The organism is Burkholderia sp. ABCPW 11, from assembly GCF_001523445.1.
Lineage (GTDB): Bacteria > Pseudomonadota > Gammaproteobacteria > Burkholderiales > Burkholderiaceae > Burkholderia.
The window spans coordinates 101,552-118,469 of sequence record NZ_LOVM01000037.1 but is presented as its reverse complement, the minus strand read 5'-3'; the positions used below and the strand labels follow the sequence as shown (position 1 = coordinate 118,469).

The 16,918-nt window shown below is 66.3% G+C and carries 20 protein-coding genes; 10 read left to right on the top strand and 10 right to left on the bottom strand.

From position 1 onward, the window contains the following. Positions 1 to 268: 268 nt before the first annotated feature. Positions 269 to 1,555 carry a D-amino acid dehydrogenase gene (locus WS61_RS16925; RefSeq protein ID WP_059501664.1) on the bottom strand — a complete coding sequence of 429 codons (1,287 nt, stop codon included), beginning with the start codon at positions 1,553 to 1,555 and terminating at the stop codon, positions 269 to 271. Positions 1,556 to 1,700: 145 nt separating this feature from the next. Here WS61_RS16925 and WS61_RS16920 point away from each other — a divergent pair, with 145 nt between their 5' ends. Next, the gene (locus WS61_RS16920) at positions 1,701 to 2,189 is read left to right on the top strand and encodes an Lrp/AsnC ligand binding domain-containing protein (protein ID WP_012492860.1); all 489 of its coding nucleotides are present in this window, start codon (positions 1,701 to 1,703) and stop codon (positions 2,187 to 2,189) included. A gap of 91 nt (positions 2,190 to 2,280) precedes the next feature. After that, the gene (locus tag WS61_RS16915) at positions 2,281 to 3,459 is read left to right on the top strand and encodes a PA0069 family radical SAM protein (protein ID WP_059501662.1); all 1,179 of its coding nucleotides are present in this window, start codon (positions 2,281 to 2,283) and stop codon (positions 3,457 to 3,459) included. Positions 3,460 to 3,510: 51 nt separating this feature from the next. Here the strand turns inward: WS61_RS16915 and WS61_RS16910 are convergent, their stop codons facing one another. Both WS61_RS16910 and WS61_RS16905 read right to left on the bottom strand, forming a co-directional pair. Further along, entirely contained in the window at positions 3,511 to 3,978 is a 468-nt protein-coding gene (locus tag WS61_RS16910; protein ID WP_059501660.1) for an NINE protein, read from the bottom strand. A gap of 111 nt (positions 3,979 to 4,089) precedes the next feature. Beyond that, positions 4,090 to 5,229: a sorbosone dehydrogenase family protein gene (locus WS61_RS16905; RefSeq protein ID WP_059501723.1), complete on the bottom strand. Its 1,140-nt coding sequence runs from the start codon at positions 5,227 to 5,229 to the stop codon at positions 4,090 to 4,092. Positions 5,230 to 5,381: 152 nt separating this feature from the next. Here WS61_RS16905 and rpsP point away from each other — a divergent pair, with 152 nt between their 5' ends. From rpsP to WS61_RS16875, 6 genes are all read left to right on the top strand, one after another. Beyond that, on the top strand, positions 5,382 to 5,636 hold the full coding sequence (rpsP, locus tag WS61_RS16900; protein ID WP_006476550.1) for a 30S ribosomal protein S16: 255 nt from the start codon (positions 5,382 to 5,384) through the stop codon (positions 5,634 to 5,636). Positions 5,637 to 5,678: 42 nt separating this feature from the next. Continuing rightward, entirely contained in the window at positions 5,679 to 6,356 is a 678-nt protein-coding gene (gene rimM / locus WS61_RS16895) for a ribosome maturation factor RimM (protein WP_059501658.1), read from the top strand. Position 6,357: 1 nt separating this feature from the next. Further along, entirely contained in the window at positions 6,358 to 7,152 is a 795-nt protein-coding gene (gene trmD / locus WS61_RS16890; protein ID WP_059501656.1) for a tRNA (guanosine(37)-N1)-methyltransferase TrmD, read from the top strand. A 132-nt stretch (positions 7,153 to 7,284) separates the two neighbouring features. Next, positions 7,285 to 7,677, top strand: coding sequence for a 50S ribosomal protein L19 (gene rplS, locus WS61_RS16885; RefSeq protein WP_006486838.1), 393 nt, complete (start codon positions 7,285 to 7,287; stop codon positions 7,675 to 7,677). An 87-nt stretch (positions 7,678 to 7,764) separates the two neighbouring features. Then, positions 7,765 to 8,451, top strand: a complete 687-nt coding sequence (locus WS61_RS16880) for a CoA pyrophosphatase (protein WP_059501654.1) — start codon at positions 7,765 to 7,767, stop codon at positions 8,449 to 8,451. Between the two features lie 121 nt (positions 8,452 to 8,572). Beyond that, positions 8,573 to 9,511 carry a CobD/CbiB family protein gene (locus WS61_RS16875; RefSeq protein ID WP_059501652.1) on the top strand — a complete coding sequence of 313 codons (939 nt, stop codon included), beginning with the start codon at positions 8,573 to 8,575 and terminating at the stop codon, positions 9,509 to 9,511. Positions 9,512 to 9,588: 77 nt separating this feature from the next. On the opposite strand, the gene WS61_RS16870 is transcribed toward WS61_RS16875, so the two are convergent. From WS61_RS16870 to WS61_RS16860, 3 genes are all read right to left on the bottom strand, one after another. Next, positions 9,589 to 9,906 carry a putative signal transducing protein gene (locus tag WS61_RS16870; protein ID WP_011351362.1) on the bottom strand — a complete coding sequence of 106 codons (318 nt, stop codon included), beginning with the start codon at positions 9,904 to 9,906 and terminating at the stop codon, positions 9,589 to 9,591. Between the two features lie 64 nt (positions 9,907 to 9,970). Beyond that, positions 9,971 to 10,912, bottom strand: a complete 942-nt coding sequence (rsgA, locus tag WS61_RS16865) for a ribosome small subunit-dependent GTPase A (protein ID WP_034206736.1) — start codon at positions 10,910 to 10,912, stop codon at positions 9,971 to 9,973. Beyond that, entirely contained in the window at positions 10,909 to 12,168 is a 1,260-nt protein-coding gene (locus WS61_RS16860) for a M48 family metallopeptidase (RefSeq protein WP_059501650.1), read from the bottom strand. The genes rsgA and WS61_RS16860 overlap by 4 nt, the downstream gene beginning before the upstream one ends. Before the next feature lie 125 nt (positions 12,169 to 12,293). Here WS61_RS16860 and orn point away from each other — a divergent pair, with 125 nt between their 5' ends. Next, positions 12,294 to 12,914, top strand: a complete 621-nt coding sequence (orn, locus tag WS61_RS16855) for an oligoribonuclease (protein WP_059501648.1) — start codon at positions 12,294 to 12,296, stop codon at positions 12,912 to 12,914. A 34-nt stretch (positions 12,915 to 12,948) separates the two neighbouring features. Here the strand turns inward: orn and mog are convergent, their stop codons facing one another. Together mog and yjgA are read right to left on the bottom strand one after the other, a co-directional pair. Beyond that, complete coding sequence (gene mog / locus WS61_RS16850) at positions 12,949 to 13,557, bottom strand: molybdopterin adenylyltransferase (RefSeq protein WP_082720383.1); 609 nt, start codon at positions 13,555 to 13,557, stop codon at positions 12,949 to 12,951. Then, positions 13,541 to 14,143 carry a ribosome biogenesis factor YjgA gene (gene yjgA / locus WS61_RS16845; RefSeq protein ID WP_306453343.1) on the bottom strand — a complete coding sequence of 201 codons (603 nt, stop codon included), beginning with the start codon at positions 14,141 to 14,143 and terminating at the stop codon, positions 13,541 to 13,543. Before yjgA ends, mog begins: the two co-directional genes overlap by 17 nt. Positions 14,144 to 14,269: 126 nt before the next feature. On the opposite strand from yjgA, the gene pmbA reads away from it, so the two are divergent. Further along, positions 14,270 to 15,640: a metalloprotease PmbA gene (pmbA, locus tag WS61_RS16840; protein ID WP_059501644.1), complete on the top strand. Its 1,371-nt coding sequence runs from the start codon at positions 14,270 to 14,272 to the stop codon at positions 15,638 to 15,640. Between the two features lie 85 nt (positions 15,641 to 15,725). Here the strand turns inward: pmbA and WS61_RS16835 are convergent, their stop codons facing one another. Together WS61_RS16835 and WS61_RS16830 are read right to left on the bottom strand one after the other, a co-directional pair. Then, entirely contained in the window at positions 15,726 to 16,226 is a 501-nt protein-coding gene (locus WS61_RS16835; RefSeq protein ID WP_059501642.1) for a dihydrofolate reductase, read from the bottom strand. 290 nt (positions 16,227 to 16,516) lie between these two features. Then, the gene (locus WS61_RS16830) at positions 16,517 to 16,843 is read right to left on the bottom strand and encodes a hypothetical protein (protein ID WP_059501640.1); all 327 of its coding nucleotides are present in this window, start codon (positions 16,841 to 16,843) and stop codon (positions 16,517 to 16,519) included. Positions 16,844 to 16,918: the final 75 nt, after the last annotated feature.

Below are 16,918 nucleotides of genomic sequence, written 5' to 3'. Positions count from 1 at the left end.
ACGCTTTTTCGCCGAAGCGAAGAGGCGCGAGCGTCGCTCGTCAGGAAGATTCCGGATCGTACCGTGCCGTGCCGAACGTATCGTCGCGCACGCACGACTGGTAGCGTCGATTCGATCGCCGTGCGACGGCAGCATGCGCACGTTGACTGAAGCCTCGTGCCGAATCGACATTCGCGGTCGCTGCACATCGCAGCCGCCGAAGCGAAAAAGGCGCCCTCGGGCGCCTTTTTCGCTGATGCAACGGGCCCGCATCGCGGGCCGTTCCGATTTACGCGTATGCCGGGCGCGTCTGGCTGGGCACGTCCTTCAGATAACGATGCACCGACAGATCGTCGGCCTGGATCGCGGGCATCTTGCCCGAGATCAGGTCCGCGAGCAGTTGGCCCGAGCCGCACGACATCGTCCAGCCGAGCGTGCCGTGGCCGGTGTTCAGGAACAGGTTCGACACCGGCGTGCGGCCGACGATCGGCGTGCCGTCCGGTGTCATCGGGCGCAGGCCTGTCCAGAACGTGGCCTTCGACGTATCGCCGCCGCCCGGGAACAGGTCGTTCACGCACATCTCGAGCGTTTCGCGGCGCGCCGCGCGCAGCGTCTTGTCGAAGCCGACGATTTCCGCCATGCCGCCGACGCGGATGCGCTGGTCGAAGCGCGTGATCGCGATCTTGTAGGTCTCGTCGAGCACGGTTGACACGGGCGCGGCGGCTTCGTTGACGATCGGCGCGGTGATCGAATAGCCCTTGAGCGGATAGACGGGAATCTTCATCAGGTTCGAGATGAAGCGGGTCGAATACGAGCCGAGCGCGACGACGTACGCGTCGGCACGCACCGTCTCGCTGCCGCACTGCACGCCGGCGATCTTGCCGCCCGCGATCGCGAGCGCATCGATCGGCGTGTTGTAGCGGAACTTGACGCCGAGCGATTCGGCGAGGGCGGCGAGGCGCGTCGTGAACAGCTGGCAATCGCCTGTTTCGTCGCCCGGCAGGCGCAGGCCGCCCGTCAGCTTGTGCGAGACGGCGGCGAGCGCCGGTTCGGCTTTTTTCAGTTCGGCCGGCGACAGCAGTTCGAACGGCACGTTCGCTTCCTGCAGCACGGCGATGTCCTTCGCCGCGCCGTCGAGTTGCTGCTGCGTGCGGAACAGTTGCAGCGTGCCGCCCGTGCGGCCTTCGTACTGAATGCCGGTGTCGGCACGCAGCGCCTGCAGGCAGTCGCGGCTGTATTCGGCGAGACGGACCATGCGCCCCTTGTTGACCGCATAGCGCTCGGCCGTGCAGTTGCGCAGCATCTGATACATCCACTGGAGCTGGAAGCGCGTGCCGTCGAGGCGGATCGCGAGCGGCGCGTGCTTTTCGAACATCCACTTGACGGCCTTCAGCGGCACGCCGGGTGCGGCCCACGGCGCGGCATAGCCGGGCGAGATCTGGCCTGCGTTCGCGAAGCTCGTCTCCAGCGCCGGGCCGGCTTCCCGGTCGATCACAGTGACTTCATGGCCGGCGCGCGCAAGGTAATACGCGCTTGCCACGCCCACTACACCGCTGCCCAGAATGACGACTCGCATAGCTGCTCCAGATGGAAGGGACCAGATTGAGGCCGGGCGCACCTGCGGCTCCGTGTAACCTCTAGCTGATCTAGTTTTTCGAGCTATGGTATTGTCGAATGTGCAGTTTTTGTTATCGTATTTTTTCGGTTTTCAGCATAAACAAATGAGAACGCAACGTCAGCCCGTACGCTCGCTCGACAAGCTCGACCGGCGCATTCTGAAACTGCTCCAGGACGACGGCCGGATGGCGATGAAAGATCTCGCGGAACAGGTCGGACTGACCGTCACGCCGTGCATCGAGCGCGTGCGGCGCATGGAGCGCGACGGCGTGATCACCGGTTATCACGCGCGGGTCGACCCGGGCCAGCTGGGCGCCGCGCTGCTGGTGTTCGTCGAGATCACGCTCGGCCACAAGGGCGGCAACATGTTCGAGCAATTCCGCCGGGAAGTGATGAAGATCGACGAGGTGCTCGAATGCCATCTCGTTTCCGGCGATTTCGACTACCTGATCAAGGCGCGGATCGGCGAGATGGCCGACTACCGGAAGCTCCTCGGCGACATCCTGCTGCAGTTGCCCGGTGCCGTGCAGTCGAAGAGCTACGTCGTGATGGAAGAAATCAAGGAAACGCTGACGATCGCCGTCGGCGAGTGACGTACCGGCGGCCCGTTTGTCGGGCCCTTTATCCCGCCCTTGGCATGCTGCGCCCAATACTGTATAAATGTACAGTATTGGGCGCAGGCGAATGGGTGGGCACATGGACGATCGGTCCGACAACGAATTTCCGGTAGCGCCGCCCGTGCCCCGCAAGGGGCGCGGTGCGGTCGACAACTTGCAGGGGCGGTACGAAATCGCGCAGCGCGAAGCGGTGGACGACGGCTGGACGCACGAGTCCGACGATGCCGATTTCCCCGCGCCGCTGCGCACGCAGGTATTCGAGGAGCGGGCGAAGAGCATCCTGACGCACAATCAGTCGCCCGATATTCCGTTCAGCGTGTCGCTCAATCCGTATCGCGGCTGCGAGCACGGTTGTATCTACTGCTTCGCGCGGCCGACGCACAGCTACCTCGGGCTGTCGCCGGGGCTCGATTTCGAAAGCCGCATCTACGCGAAGGTGAACGCGGCCGACCTGCTCGAGCGCGAGATTTCGCGCAAGCGCTACGTGCCGGAGCCGATCGCGCTCGGCGTCAACACCGACGCATACCAGCCGGTCGAGCGCGACCTGCGCATTACGCGCAGCGTGATCCAGGTGATGCACGATCGCGGGCTGCCGTTCGCGGCGATCACGAAATCGTCGCTGATCGAGCGCGATCTCGACCTGCTCGCGCCGATGGCCGAACGCGGGCAGGTGATGGCGGCGGTCACGATCACGACGCTCGATGCCGAGCTAGCGCGCACGCTGGAGCCGCGTGCAGCCACGCCGGCGCGGCGGCTGCGCACGATTCGCGCGCTGCGAGATGCGGGCGTGCCGGTCGGCGTGAGCATTGCACCGGTGATACCGTTCGTGACCGAGCCCGACATGGAGCGCGTGCTGGAGGCCTGTGCGGAAGCCGGCGCGACGCATGCGAGCTACATCATCCTGAGGTTGCCGTGGGAGGTCGCGCCGTTGTTCAAGCAATGGCTTGCCGCGCATTTTCCCGATCGTGCGGAGCGCGTGATGAACCGCGTGCGCGACATGCGCGGCGGCAAGGATTACGACTCGGATTTCTCGAAACGGATGAAGGGCGAGGGAATCTGGGCCGACCTGTTGCGGCAGCGCTTCCGCCAGGCCGTCAAGCGGCTCGGGTTGAACGAACGCACGAACGGTATCCTCGATCTGTCGCGGTTCAGCGGTGCGCCTGCCGCCGGGGTGCCGGCACCGCGTGTCGCGGTGCGTGCAGCCGGCGCGAAGCCGCGCGACGACATGCAGTTGAACCTGTTCTGACCGGCGAGCCATGCAGTCGCCGGTGTGTCGTATCGACCGTATGGGTCGTGCTTACTGCGAAATCTGCTTGGCTGCTTCGACCTGCGATTCGAAGTACGTCTGGAACGACAGCGCGAGTGCGGTCATCAACAGGAACGCGCCGATCAGCAGCGAGAAGATCACGACGAAGATCACGGTCCAGCCCGACCGGCTGTGCTTGCCGGTGTCCGCGTTGAATTGCGCATCCCATTTTTCGTCGGGGCGCAGCCCGTAGACGAGTGCGGCAAGAAACGCCGCCAGCAGCGAGATTGCGCCGGGTACCGCGAGCCACCAGCCGAGGCCGGCGCTGCGCTGGGTTGCGGCGAGCAGGAGGAAGCCCGGGATGCCGACGATCGTCGCGAGCAGATGGGCCCAGCCGTACACATCGCGAAAGCCGTACAGATAGAAGCGGTGCGCGCCGAGCGAGCCGAACAGGAACGCGAGGGCGGCGGTGAGCGTCTTGGAGCGGAAGCGGCGGGGCGATGCGGTGCTGCTGGACATGGATGGCGGCGTATTGTCGTTGGCATGGGCGGGGTCGGCAGGCCGGCGCGGGCGCGCGGCCCGGCACGCATTCTACGATGCCCGGTCGGGCCCGGTCACGCCTCGCCTGCGTCAAGGTGCCGCATAGGTCACGCGGTAGATCGCGCCCGCGTAATCGTCGCTGACGAGCAGCGAGCCGTCCGGTAGCGGCAATACATCGGCCGGGCGTCCCCATACGGTGCCGTCGGGTCGCAGCCAGCCCGTGATGAACGGTATCTGGCGGGCGTGGCTGCCGTCCGCCGATGCGATCACGCGCATCACGCGGTAGCCGACCTTCGTGCTGCGATTCCACGAGCCGTGTTCGGCAATGAAGACATTGTTGCGATAGGGCGCCGGAAACATCGTCCCGGTATAGAAGCGCATCCCGAGCGCCGCGACGTGCGCGCCGAGTTTCAGGACGGGCGGCACGTAATGACGACAGACGTCGGCGCCGCCGAATTCGGGGTCGGGCGTATCGCCGCCGTGGCAGTATGGAAAGCCGAAGTCGAGGCCGGTGCGCGGCGCACGGTTCAGCTTGTCGTCGGGTACGTCGTCGCCCATCATGTCGCGCCCGTTGTCGGTGAACCACAGCTCGCCCGAGTCAGGGTGCCATGCAAAGCCGACCGTATTGCGTATGCCGCGAGCGATCACTTCACGCCCGCTGCCGTCGGCGTTCATCCGCGCGATGATCGCGTAGCGGCCGCGATCGGCGAGGCACGCGTTGCACGGCGCGCCGACCGGCACGTACAGCTTGCCGTCGGGGCCGAACGCGATGAATTTCCAACCGTGATGGTGGTCGGTCGGCAGCGCATCGGTCACGACGACGGGCGCGGGCGGTCTGGCGAGCCGGTCGTCGATATGGTCGAGGCGCAGGATGCGCGAGACGGCGGATATATAGAGGGCGCCATCGCGATAGGCGACGCCGACGGGCATGTCGAGCCCGGACGCGATGACGTAGTGTGCGCTGATCCGGCCCTCGTGCATTGCGAACGCGTGGACGCGGCCGTCTCGCGTGCCGACATACAGGATGCCGCGCGGCGACCACGCCATTTCACGCGCGGCCGGTACGGCGTCGGTCAGCACGCTCACATGGAATCCGGGCGGCACGACGAGTTCGTTCACCGGCAGCGGCGCGGCAAACGCCGCTGCGGACGCGACGCAGGCAAGGCCGGCAAGCAGCGCCGCCAACTGGCGCTGCACGCGGCGCATCGGGGTGGCGCGAAGGGGCGGCATGATGGTCGAGCGCATCCTGGACACGACGATTGTAGACCCGGTCGACGGGCCGTCCGCGGATTTTTACGCGTAAGTGTTTGTTGTACCTCTGGTTTCCGGCTATAATCGCGTGTTTCAGTAGTTTCGAACCCGGTTTTCCCGAAGGACATCATATGGTTATCATCCGTCTGGCTCGTGGCGGCTCGAAGAAGCGCCCGTTCTACAACATCGTTGCTACCGATTCGCGCAACCGTCGTGACGGCCGCTTCATCGAGCGCGTCGGCTTCTACAACCCGGTCGCCACGAAGGGCGAATCGCTGCGTATCGCTCAGGATCGCCTGACGTACTGGCAAGGTGTTGGCGCGCAACTGTCGCCGACCGTCCAGCGTCTCGTGAAGGAAGCGCAAAAGGCGCAACCGGCTGCCTGACATGGCGCGGTGTGCCGGTCGTGCCGGCTGTGAGGTGCATTGATGGCGGGTCACGATTCCGGTAATGCAAGGCGCGGGCGTGCGTCATTCGGCGCATTCGTCCGCAAGCCGGTCGAGCGCGACACGGGCGCGAACGCCGGTCAGGCTGCCGAACAGGGCGGCCCCGAAGCGACGCAAGCCTGGCCCGACGATGCCGTCGAGGTCGGGGCGGTGGTCGACGCCTACGGCCTGAAGGGCTGGGTCAAGGTGGCGACGCATGCCGATGCCGGTCGCGGTGGCGACGCGCTGCTCAGCGCGCGTCGCTGGTGGCTGGAACGCGGTGCGGAGCGGCTTTCCGTCCGCATCATGCAGTCGAAGACGCACAGCGACACTGTCGTTGCGCAACCCGCGGGTGTCGGCGACCGCGATGCTGCGCTGTCCATGCGCGGCTTTCGCGTGTTCGTGCGCCGGGAAGATTTCCCGGCACTGGCCGCGGACGAATTCTATTGGGTCGACCTGATCGGTCTCGATGTCGTCAACGAGCAATCGGTGGCGCTCGGGAAGGTGAGCGGGATGATCGACAACGGCGTGCATTCGATCATGCGCGTCGAGTATCCGGCAACCGGCAAAGACGGTCAGCCGACCACCGACGAGCGGTTGATTCCGTTCGTCGGCGTCTACGTCAAAACGGTGGATCAGGCGGCGCGTCGCATCGTCGTCGACTGGGAAGCCGATTACTGAAATGAACCAGGTTACCGAGAGCGCGGTGCAGTTCGACGTCATCACGCTCTTTCCCGAGATGTTCCGCGCACTGACCGACTGGGGAATCACCAGCCGGGCCGTCAAGCAGGGGCGCTTCGGGCTGCGCACCTGGAACCCGCGTGATTTCACGACGGACAACTACCGCACGGTCGACGATCGTCCGTACGGCGGCGGTCCGGGCATGGTGATGCTGGCCAGGCCGCTCGAAGCCGCGATCGACGCCGCGAAAGCGGCGCAGGCGGAGCAGGGCATCGCGAGCACGCGCGTCGTGATGATGTCGCCGCAAGGCGCGCCGCTCACGCATGATCGTGCGGTGCGGATGGCGCAGGAACCCGGCGTCGTCGTGCTGTGCGGTCGCTACGAAGCGATCGATCAGCGCTTGCTCGACCGTTGCGTCGACGAGGAAATCAGCCTCGGCGATTTCGTGCTGTCGGGCGGCGAACTGCCGGCGATGGCGATGATGGATGCGGTCGTGCGGTTGCTGCCCGGCGTGCTGAACGATTCGCTGTCGGCCGTGCAGGACAGCTTCGCCGACGGCCTGCTCGATTGCCCGCACTACACGCGCCCCGAGGAATACGCCGGCGTGCGCGTGCCGGACGTGCTGCTCGGCGGGCATCATGCCGAGATCGAGCGGTGGCGGCGTCAGGAAGCATTGAGGAATACGTTGCGGAAGCGGCCGGACCTGATCGTCCGGGCGCGCCGCGAGAAGTTGTTGAGCCGCGCCGACGAGGCGTGGCTCGCGAACCTCGCACGCGAAGCGAAGGACGCCTCCTGAGGCGGCTGCGCGAGCGGGAATTGGCGGTGCCGTACATGCGTGTGCGGCGCCTGATGTGAATCCATCCTCTATCGGGACCAAGCCTGGAAGCAGGCGGGTTGAACGCCGACACGATGGCATAAGGAGTCAGTAATGAATCTGATCGCAAAACTTGAGCAGGAAGAAATCGAGCGCGCGCTCGCCGGCAAGACGATCCCCGATTTCGCCCCGGGCGACACGGTGATCGTGAACGTGAACGTGGTTGAAGGTAACCGCAAGCGCGTTCAGGCTTACGAAGGCGTCGTGATCGCGATTCGCAATCGTGGTCTGAACTCGAACTTCATCGTCCGCAAGATCTCGTCGGGCGAAGGCGTCGAGCGTACGTTCCAGACGTACTCGCCGCTGCTGGCAAGCATCGTCGTGAAGCGTCGCGGTGATGTGCGTCGTGCGAAGCTGTACTACCTGCGCGAGCGTTCGGGCAAGTCGGCTCGTATCAAGGAAAAGCTGGTGTCGAAGGATCGCGCCGCAGCAGCTTCCCAAGAGTAAGGGCTGTAAGGAAAAAGCACCCAACCGGGTGCTTTTTTCATTCTGGCGCGACAATATGCTCGATACGACACGAACCCGAGAGCCCCATTGAATCGCCGCCCCATCATCGATCCCGAAGTATTGCCGGTCGAAGGCACAGGCGCCGGCCTGCCGGTCATCGATTCCCGGCTGATGACGCCGTCCGGCCTGCGCGAACGGTTCGCGCGCACGCTCGAATGGAGCGTCGAGCCTGGCGAAGCGAGGCTGCAGGAAGGCGTCGATCCGCGTAGCGCGGCCGTCCTCGTGCCGCTCGTCGTCCGCGAATCGGGCCTCACCGTATTGCTGACGCAGCGCGCCGATCACCTGAACGACCACGCCGGACAGATCAGCTTTCCCGGCGGTCGTCGCGAGCCGTTCGATCGCGACGCGACCGCCACCGCGTTGCGCGAGGCGAAGGAGGAGATCGGGCTGGCCGCCGAACGCGTCGAGATTCTCGGTGCGCTGCCCGACTACCTGACCGGCACGGGTTTCTGCGTGACGCCGGTGGTCGGCCTCGTGCATCCGCCGTTCACCGTGCAAGCCGACACGTTCGAAGTCGCCGAGATTTTCGAGGTGCCGCTCGCGTTCGTGATGAATCCCGCGAACCATCAGGTGCGTGTGTTCCGGTGGGAAGGCGGCGAGCGTCGTTTTTTTGCCATGCCCTATCCGAATGAGAAACCGGACGGGCATTACTTCATTTGGGGCGCAACTGCCGCCATGTTTCGCAATCTGTATCGCTTCTTGGCTGCCGGCTAGGCGGGCGCGCCGGCCGGCGCGCGCCGCCGGCTGCCTGGCGAGCGCGCCGTGCAGCCATGCGCGGCTGACGCTGTGCTATCGTTATGCAAAAAATGACATAACTCCGAAGACGGCGCCACGCATGACTTTCTTTTCGGTTCTCCTCGCCCTCATCATCGAACAGGTCCGCGCGTTGTCGCCGAGCAATCCGGTGTTCGCGCTGTTCCAGTTTCATGCGGAAACCGTCGCGCATGGCCTCGACGCCGGCAAGCAGAAGCACGGAATCCTTGCATGGCTCGCGGTCGTGCTGCCGTGGGTACTGATCGTCGCGCTGATCTATTTCCTGCTGTACAAGGTGAGCTTCGTGCTCGCGTTTCTGTGGAACGTCGTCGTCGTGTATTTCACGCTCGGCTTCCGCCAGTTCAGCCACTACTTCACCGATATCCATCTCGCGCTCAACAACGACGACGTGCCGCGCGCGCGCGAAATCCTGCACGAGTGGACGGGTATCGACACGGTCGACATGCCGGTCGGCGAAATCGTCCGTCATACGCTGATCCACGCGGTCATCGCGTCGCATCGCCACGTCTTCGGCGTGTTCTTCTGGTACGTGCTGCCGCTCGGCCCGGCGGGCGCCGTGCTGTACCGGATTTCCGAATACCTCGCGCGCAGCTGGTCGATGCCGGGCGACGACCGCACCGCTGCCTTCTCGACGTTCGCGCAGCGCGCGTTCTTCGTGATCGACTGGATTCCGTCCCGGCTGACGGCGCTCGGCTTCGCGATCGTCGGCAATTTCGAGGATGCGATCTACGCGTGGCGCAACCATACGCGCCAGTGGCCCGACCCGAACGACGGCGTGCTGCTGGCCGCCGGCAGCGGGGCGCTCGGCGCGCGTCTTGCCGGGCCGCTCGCGGAGCCGTCGAGCCTCGATGCGCTGGCGGTCGGCGACAGCGGTCCGTTGACGGTCGGTGACGATTGCACGCCGCGCACGCTGCAGTCGGCGGTCGGCCTCGTGTGGCGCGCGGTGATCCTGTGGATGATCCTGTTGCTGATGCTGACGCTGGCGGTCTGGGTATCGTGACGCGCTAGCCCGGCGCCCGACGAAATGAACAGGCCGGCTTGATGCCGGCCTTTTCGCTGTGCGTCGGCGCAATGCGTTCAGTCGTCGAGCGGGTCGCGCACGGCGCCGCATTGCCAGCACGCGGTGAATTGCGCTTCGAGCGCTTCGCCGCACTGCCGGCAGCGCCAGGGTGCGGCGCCGGCAGACGGGCCGTGCGATGCGGCATCGAGGAGCCGGCGGGCGAGCGCGTCGTCGCGTTCGTCGTCGAGCCACAGTTCGGGCGTGCACGCGTCGGCGGGCAGGCCACCGAGCGCGCCGGTCGCGTAGCAGTTGTGCAACTCGCAACCGATGCCGGCCACCTGGAGCACGTTGGCCCAATGCTGCGCGGTCGCGAGGTCGGGTGCCTTGAAACGCATCGCCGCTCCTGTCGATGAAGGCCGGCCCGTCTGGCGCCGGCCGGCCGTCGCACACGTCGCGCGATCAGCGGACGATCTGGCTCGCCTCGTGCACGAGCTGCGCGTACAGCGCGTGCCGGGACGGCGCGATGCGGCCGTCGGCGACGGCTTCGAGGATCGCGCAGCCGGGCTCGTGCAGATGATGACAATTATAGAAACGGCAGTCCGCGAGCAGCGGCCGGAATTCCGGGAACGCGCGCTCGAGGCGGCCTTCGGTCAGGTGGTAGAGGCCGAATTCCTGGAAGCCCGGCGAATCGATCAGCGCACCGCCGCCTTCCAGCGGGTACAGGCGCGTGAACGTCGTCGTGTGACGGCCGCTGTTGAGCGCGGCCGAGATCTCGCGGGTCGCGGCTTCGGCGTCGGGCACGAGCAGGTTCACGAGCGTCGACTTGCCCATCCCGGACTGGCCGAGCAGGATCGTCGAATGGCCGGCGAGGTGCGGCATCAGTTGCGCGCGCGCGTCGTCCGGCGCGCCTTTCACCGACAGCTCGAGCACGTCGTAGCCGAGCGCGCGGTACGGCGCGAGGCGTTCGCGCGCGACCGGCAGCGCGGCCTCCACGTCGATCTTGTTCAGCACGACGAGCGGCTTCAGCTCGTTCGCTTCGGCGGCGATCAGCGCGCGGCCGAGCAGATCCTCGCTGAAATAGGGCTCGGTGGCGAGCACGATCAGCAGTTGGTCGAGGTTGGCCGCGAACAGCTTCGACTTGAACTGGTCGGAGCGGTACAGCAGGTTGCGCCGTTCGCCGATCTCCACGATCACGCCCTGGTCGGCCGACGCGAGTTCGTACGCGACGCGGTCGCCGACCGCGACGTCGCTCTTCTTGCCGCGCGGGAAGCATTGCAGCATCGGGCCGCCGTCGTCGGGGGCGACGATGTAGTGGCGGCCGTGCGCCGCGATCACGCGGCCTTCGGCCCGTTGCGCGCCCGATGCGCGCGGGGCCGGCTTGCGGGAGGTCGGCCGGCTCATGCGTGCTGCAGCAGGCGGTCGATCCGCTGCGACGCAGGCGGATGCGAGTAGTAGAAGGCCGTGTAGACGGGGTCGGGCGTCAGTGTCGACGCGTTGTCTTCATAGAGTTTCACGAGCGCGCTGACGAGATCCTGCGCGTCGGTCTGGCTGGCCGCGAACGCGTCGGCCTCGAATTCGTGCTTGCGCGACGTGAGGCTGCTGAACGGTGTCGCGAAGAACAGGAATACCGGAATCGCGAGGAAGAACAGGATGAGCGCGGCGCCCGCGTTGCTGGTGTCGAGCGACGGCGTGACGCCGAGCCCCGTATAGAACCACGTACGTTGGGCGAGCCAGCCGAGCAGCGCGAGCAGCACGAGGCTCAGCACGAACGACACGAGCATCCGCTTCATCACGTGGCGGCGCTTGAAGTGGCCGAGCTCGTGCGCGAGCACGGCTTCGATCTCCTGGCCGGACAGGCGCGCGAGCAGCGTATCGAAGAACACGATCCGCTTGGATGCGCCGAAGCCCGTGAAGTACGCGTTGCCGTGCGCCGAGCGGCGGCTGCCGTCCATGACGAACAGGCCCTTCGCCGCGAAGCCGCAGCGCTTCATCAGCGACTCGATGCGTGCGCGCAGCGCGTCGTCCTTCAGCGGCTCGAACTTGTTGAAGAGCGGCGCGATGAAGGTCGGGTAGATCAGCAGCACGAGCATCTGGAACGCGACCCACACGATCCAGGTCCACAGCCACCACAGGCTGCCGGCCTGGTTCATCAGCCACAGCACGACGAACAGCAGCGGCAGGCCGAGCACGGCGCCGAGCAGCGAATTTTTCAGCATGTCGGCGAAGAACAGCCGCTTCGTCATCCGGTTGAAGCCGAAACGCTGCTCGATCCCGAACTGGCGGTAATACTCGAACGGGACGTCGATCGCGCTCATGATCACGAGCACCGCGGCGACCAGCGCGACCTGCTGCCCGTAGCCGCGGCCGAGCCAGCCGGTCAGCAGCGAGTCGAGCGCGCCGACGCCGCCGAGCAGCGTGAGGCCGACCAGCACGGCCGCGCTGACGACGATCTCGAGCATCGTCAGCCGGGTGCGCTCGACCGTGTAGTCGGCGGCGCGCTGGTGGGCGGTCAGCGGGATGGTGGCGCTGAATTGCGCGGGCACGCCGTTGCGGTGCGCGGCGACGAAGCGGATCTGCCGCGACGCGAGCCACAGCTTGGTGACGACCATCGCGAGTACGGCGATCGCGAACAGCAGGGTGAACGAAAAGGGTGACATCGAAGGCGCCAAAGGGTTCTATGCGAGAATTATATGTTCTTGCGGACCGGCCCCGCTGATGCGATGCCGGCCGCCCGGGCGGCGCCGCATCGGCGCGCCCGGTCCGCCATTTTCCAGGATGAATCATGACCGATACCGCCGCTTCCGCCAGCCAGCCCGCGCTCGTGCGCAACGAGTTGAACCTCGTCTGGCTCGACATGGAGATGACGGGCCTCGACCCGGAAAACGACCGCATCATCGAGATCGCGGTCGTGGTGACCAATTCCACGCTCGACGTTGCCGTCGAGGGCCCGGTGTTCGCGATTCACCAGAGCGACGAGACGCTCGCGAAGATGGACGACTGGAACAAGTCGACGCATGGCCGCTCGGGGCTGATCGACCGCGTGCGCGCATCGACCGTGACCGAGGCGGAAGCCGCCGCGCAACTGCAGGCGTTCCTCGCGCAGTACGTGTCGCCGGGCAAGTCGCCGATGTGCGGCAACTCGATTTGCCAGGACCGCCGCTTCATGGCGCGCTGGATGCCGGAATTCGAGCGGTTCTTCCATTACCGCAACCTCGACGTCAGCACGCTCAAGGAGCTGTGCCGCCGCTGGCAGCCCGCCATCTACAAGGGTTTCCAGAAGCGGGCGATGCACACCGCGCTCGCCGACATCCACGAGTCGATCGACGAGCTGAAGTACTATCGCGAGCATTTCCTGATTCCGGCCGCATCGGCGCCGGCAGGCGACTCCGTGCCGGCCGCCTGAGCGGGCCGGCACGCGCGCGGCGCTCGAGCCACGTTCAGCGCCGCGCGCTTTTCGGCCGGAACGCCGCGACCACCGCGGCGTCGGTCTCGATATACGGGCCGCCGATCAGGTCGATGCAGTAGGGCACCGCGGCGAAGATGCCGGGCACGGTCGATTTGCCGTCGGCATCGCGCAGCCCTTCCAGCGTCTCGCGGATCGACTTCGGCTGGCCGGGCAGGTTGATGATCAGCGCCGCATGGTCGGCCGTTTCGCGGATCACCGCGACCTGCCGCGACAGGATCGCGGTCGGCACGAAATTCAGGCTGATCTGCCGCATCTGTTCGCCGAATCCCGGCATTTCCTTCGTCGCCACGGCCAGCGTGGCTTCCGGCGTCACGTCGCGGCGCGCGGGACCGGTGCCGCCCGTCGTCAGCACGAGATCGCAGCCGGCGACGTCGACCAGTTCGGTCAGCGTGGCCGAGATCGTCGGCGCGTCGTCCTGGATCAGGCGCGTTTGCGCGCGCCACGGCGAGACGAGCGCGCCGGCGAGCCATTCCTGCAGCGCCGGGATGCCCTTGTCCTCGTAGACGCCCGTACTCGCGCGGTCGCTGATCGACACGAGGCCGACCACGAGCTCGTCCGGATGGTTACGCTTCGTCGTCATGGTCGTCTCCGGTGGCGTCGTCCCCTTCGTCATCGCCGCCGGGCGTGCCGCTCGCGGTCTTGATCCACTGGAACAGCTCGCGGAAATAGCGCGGCGGCTTGCCTTGCTGGGCTTCCTTGCGCGCGTTGCGGATCAGCGTACGGCCTTCCTGGATGTCGGCGTCGGGGTGCTGGCGCAGGAATTCGGTCAGCGCGTCGTCGCTCGCGAGCAGTTGCTCGCGCGTGCGCTCGATCCAGTGCAGGCGGGCCGTCGCGGCCTTGTTCACGCCGCGTTGCGCGTCGAGCGCGGTGCGCAGCGCGGCCGTTTCGTCGTCGGTCAGCGAGCGCATCACGCGGCCGACGTACTGGAGCTGGCGGCGCTTGCCTTCGTGATCGGTGATCCGGCGGGCCTCGCGCACGGCGTCCGCGAGATCTTCGGGCATCGGCATGCGCTTGAGCGCGTCCTTCGGCAGGTCGACGAGTGCCTGGCCGAGTTCCTGCAGCGCGTGCATTTCGCGCTTCAACTGGGATTTGCTGGGGCGATCGTAGCCATTGTCGTCGTCCTCGACGGCATGTTCGATCGGCTGGATTCGGGTTTTGCGTGTCATGGGCCGCATTGTATCGCGGCGCGGATACCCAAGCTTGTCTGTGTCCGGCCCCGGACCTTGCTATGATCGCGGGATACGCAACATTTTGACCATGCGGGCGCCCGCCCGCCACCGGATACCAAGACGATGGCAGCCAATCTCGACGTACAAGCGCGCTATTTCCCGCACACGCAGGACCAGCTCAAAGAAATCGCATCGGACATCCTTCGCCATGCGAAGGCGCTCGGCGCGACGGACGCCGCGACCGAAATCTCCGAGGGCGACGGCCTGTCGGTGTCGGTGCGCCGTGGCGAGGTCGAAACGATCGAGCACAACCGCGACAAGATGGTCGGCGTCACCGTGTTCATCGGCAAGAAACGCGGCAACGCGAGCACGTCGGATTTCTCGCCGGCCGCGATCAAGGATACCGTCGCCGCCGCCTACAACATCGCGCGCTTCACGGCCGAGGACGAAGCGGCCGGTCTCGCCGAAGCCGAGCTGCTCGAAACCGACCCGCAGGACCTCGATCTGTACCACCCGTGGGCGCTGACGGCCGACGACGCGGTCGAGCTTGCCCGCCGCGCGGAAGACGCCGCGTTTGCGGTCAGCCCGCAAATTCGCAATTCGGAAGGTGCGAGCGTGTCGGCGCAGCACTCGCAGTTCGTGCTCGCGACGTCGCGCGGCTTCCTGGCCGGCTATCCGTACTCGCGCCACTACATCGCATGCGCGCCGATCGCGGGCAGCGGCCGCCACATGCAGCGCGACGACTGGTATTCGTCGAAGCGCAGCGCGATCGATCTCGCCGCGCCCGAAGCGGTGGGCCGTTACGCGGCCGAACGTGCGCTCGCGCGGATGGGCGCGCGTCGTCTCGACACGCGCAAGGTGCCCGTGCTGTTCGAGGCGCCGCTCGCGGCCGGCCTGCTCGGCGCATTCGTACAGGCGGTGAGCGGCGGCGCGCTGTATCGCAAGACGTCGTTCCTCGTCGACAGCCTCGGCAAGCCGGTGTTCGCACCGCACATCCAGATCGTCGAGGATCCGCACGTGCCGCGCGCGATGGGCAGCGCGCCGTTCGACGAGGAAGGCGTGCGCACGCGTGCGCGCAGCGTCGTGAAGGACGGTGTCGTCGAAGGCTATTTCCTGTCGACCTATTCGGCACGCAAGCTCGGCACGCAAACCACCGGCAACGCGGGCGGCTCGCACAATCTCGCGCTGCGCAGCGCGAACACGCAGGCGGGCGACGACTTCGACGCGATGCTGAAGAAGCTCGGCACGGGGCTGCTGCTGACCGAGTTGATGGGGCAGGGCGTGAACTACGTGACGGGCGACTATTCGCGCGGTGCGGCGGGTTTCTGGGTGGAGAACGGCGTGATCCAGTATCCGGTCGAGGAAATCACCGTTGCCAGTACGCTGCAGGAGATGTTCCGCCATATCGTCGCGATCGGTGCGGATTCGATCGTGCGCGGTACGAAGGAAACCGGCTCGGTGCTGATCGAGCAGATGACGATTGCAGGGCAGTAAGCCGCACGCGGCGCAGGCCGCCAGAAAACGAAAGCCCGACCGGCGCGAAGCCGGTCGGGCTTTTTTCATCGTGCGGAAGAAGACGTCAGCCGCGCTTGCGTTCGTAGACGACGAACGCATAGCCGAACGTGTTCGGCGCGGCAGCCTGATGCGCGTCGCGCGAGATTTCCTGCCAGTGCGCGGCGTCGGGCGCCGGGAACGACGCGTCGCCGTCGAAGTCGGCGTCGATCTCGGTGACGACCAGCCTGTCGGCGAGCGTGAGACCTTCCGCGTAGAGTTGCGCACCGCCAATCAGGAATACCTCCGGCGCCCCGTCGCGCGCGGCGAGCGCCAGTGCGTCGGCGAGCGACGTGACCGTATCGCAGCCGTCGAAACGGCGCGTGGCGTCGCGCGTGACGACGATATTGCGGCGGCCGGGCAGCGGCCGGCCGATCGATTCGTGGGTCTTGCGGCCCATCACGATCGGCGCGCCCATCGTCGTGCGCTTGAAGAACGCGAGATCCTCGGGAAGTTTCCAGGGCAACTGGTTGTCGCGGCCGATGATGCCGTTGCGGGCACGCGCGACGATCAGGGTCAACGTCGTCATGAAGGTCGGGAAAGAGGGGAACGGAACGGGGCCGATTTTACCGGAACGACGGCGTGCGCCGGATTCCGCCCGCCCGCACGGGGACCGGCGTTTCCGGCGTCGTGCGCCGCGACGCGCGATGCCCCGCGTCGCGGCGGCCCGTCCGAATAAAAAGAGTGCCCGCCGGGGGACGGAGCACCAAAACGTTTTATGTCGCGAGATCGGCGAGGCCGGTTCCGCTCGACGGCATCCCGTTCGACCGGCTCGTCAGTTCAATACGTTATCCTGATCGAATTGAAGAGGCACATGCATCAGGGATGCGTATTGCCTCGCGCATTGCCTTCCATCGCATGCCGGATGTCGCCCGGTTGCGGCGCCGGCAGCGGCATCGGCAACTGGGGCGGTGGCGGGATCTCGTCCCACAGCGTCACGGAGGCGTTGGCGGCCGGCAGCGGTTGCGGTGCCGACACGGTCAGGATGCCGAACCCGTTGCCGTGCTGCATGCTCGACGTGTTTTCGGCAAGCAGCATGGCGCGATCCGGCTGCATGCCGTCGTCCGCGCATGCCGGAGCAGGCGGGCCGGCGGCCGAGAGCGCGAGCGCCATCGGCACGAAAGAAAGTAAACGAAGTTTTCGCATGGCGGATGTCTCCGATCGTGTACGTATTCAGCGAAATACATGCCACCGTACCGGGGCCATTGCCGCCATTGCGAC

What these genes read in the sequence shown, in the direction of transcription:
- WS61_RS16860 (WP_059501650.1), bottom strand. Translation starts at nt 12,168, where the DNA reads ATGTCACCCTTTTCGTTCACCCTGCTGTTCGCGATCGCCGTACTCGCG.
- WS61_RS16875 (WP_059501652.1), top strand. Translation starts at nt 8,573, where the DNA reads ATGACTTTCTTTTCGGTTCTCCTCGCCCTCATCATCGAACAGGTCCGC.
- rpsP (WP_006476550.1), top strand. Translation starts at nt 5,382, where the DNA reads ATGGTTATCATCCGTCTGGCTCGTGGCGGCTCGAAGAAGCGCCCGTTC.
- WS61_RS16905 (WP_059501723.1), bottom strand. Translation starts at nt 5,229, where the DNA reads ATGCCGCCCCTTCGCGCCACCCCGATGCGCCGCGTGCAGCGCCAGTTG.
- mog (WP_082720383.1), bottom strand. Translation starts at nt 13,557, where the DNA reads ATGACGACGAAGCGTAACCATCCGGACGAGCTCGTGGTCGGCCTCGTG.
- WS61_RS16910 (WP_059501660.1), bottom strand. Translation starts at nt 3,978, where the DNA reads ATGTCCAGCAGCACCGCATCGCCCCGCCGCTTCCGCTCCAAGACGCTC.
- WS61_RS16920 (WP_012492860.1), top strand. Translation starts at nt 1,701, where the DNA reads ATGAGAACGCAACGTCAGCCCGTACGCTCGCTCGACAAGCTCGACCGG.
- rplS (WP_006486838.1), top strand. Translation starts at nt 7,285, where the DNA reads ATGAATCTGATCGCAAAACTTGAGCAGGAAGAAATCGAGCGCGCGCTC.
- WS61_RS16925 (WP_059501664.1), bottom strand. Translation starts at nt 1,555, where the DNA reads ATGCGAGTCGTCATTCTGGGCAGCGGTGTAGTGGGCGTGGCAAGCGCG.
- trmD (WP_059501656.1), top strand. Translation starts at nt 6,358, where the DNA reads ATGAACCAGGTTACCGAGAGCGCGGTGCAGTTCGACGTCATCACGCTC.
- WS61_RS16870 (WP_011351362.1), bottom strand. Translation starts at nt 9,906, where the DNA reads ATGCGTTTCAAGGCACCCGACCTCGCGACCGCGCAGCATTGGGCCAAC.
- rimM (WP_059501658.1), top strand. Translation starts at nt 5,679, where the DNA reads ATGGCGGGTCACGATTCCGGTAATGCAAGGCGCGGGCGTGCGTCATTC.
- pmbA (WP_059501644.1), top strand. Translation starts at nt 14,270, where the DNA reads ATGGCAGCCAATCTCGACGTACAAGCGCGCTATTTCCCGCACACGCAG.
- yjgA (WP_306453343.1), bottom strand. Translation starts at nt 14,143, where the DNA reads ATGACACGCAAAACCCGAATCCAGCCGATCGAACATGCCGTCGAGGAC.
- WS61_RS16830 (WP_059501640.1), bottom strand. Translation starts at nt 16,843, where the DNA reads ATGCGAAAACTTCGTTTACTTTCTTTCGTGCCGATGGCGCTCGCGCTC.
- rsgA (WP_034206736.1), bottom strand. Translation starts at nt 10,912, where the DNA reads ATGAGCCGGCCGACCTCCCGCAAGCCGGCCCCGCGCGCATCGGGCGCG.
- WS61_RS16835 (WP_059501642.1), bottom strand. Translation starts at nt 16,226, where the DNA reads ATGACGACGTTGACCCTGATCGTCGCGCGTGCCCGCAACGGCATCATC.
- WS61_RS16915 (WP_059501662.1), top strand. Translation starts at nt 2,281, where the DNA reads ATGGGTGGGCACATGGACGATCGGTCCGACAACGAATTTCCGGTAGCG.
- orn (WP_059501648.1), top strand. Translation starts at nt 12,294, where the DNA reads ATGACCGATACCGCCGCTTCCGCCAGCCAGCCCGCGCTCGTGCGCAAC.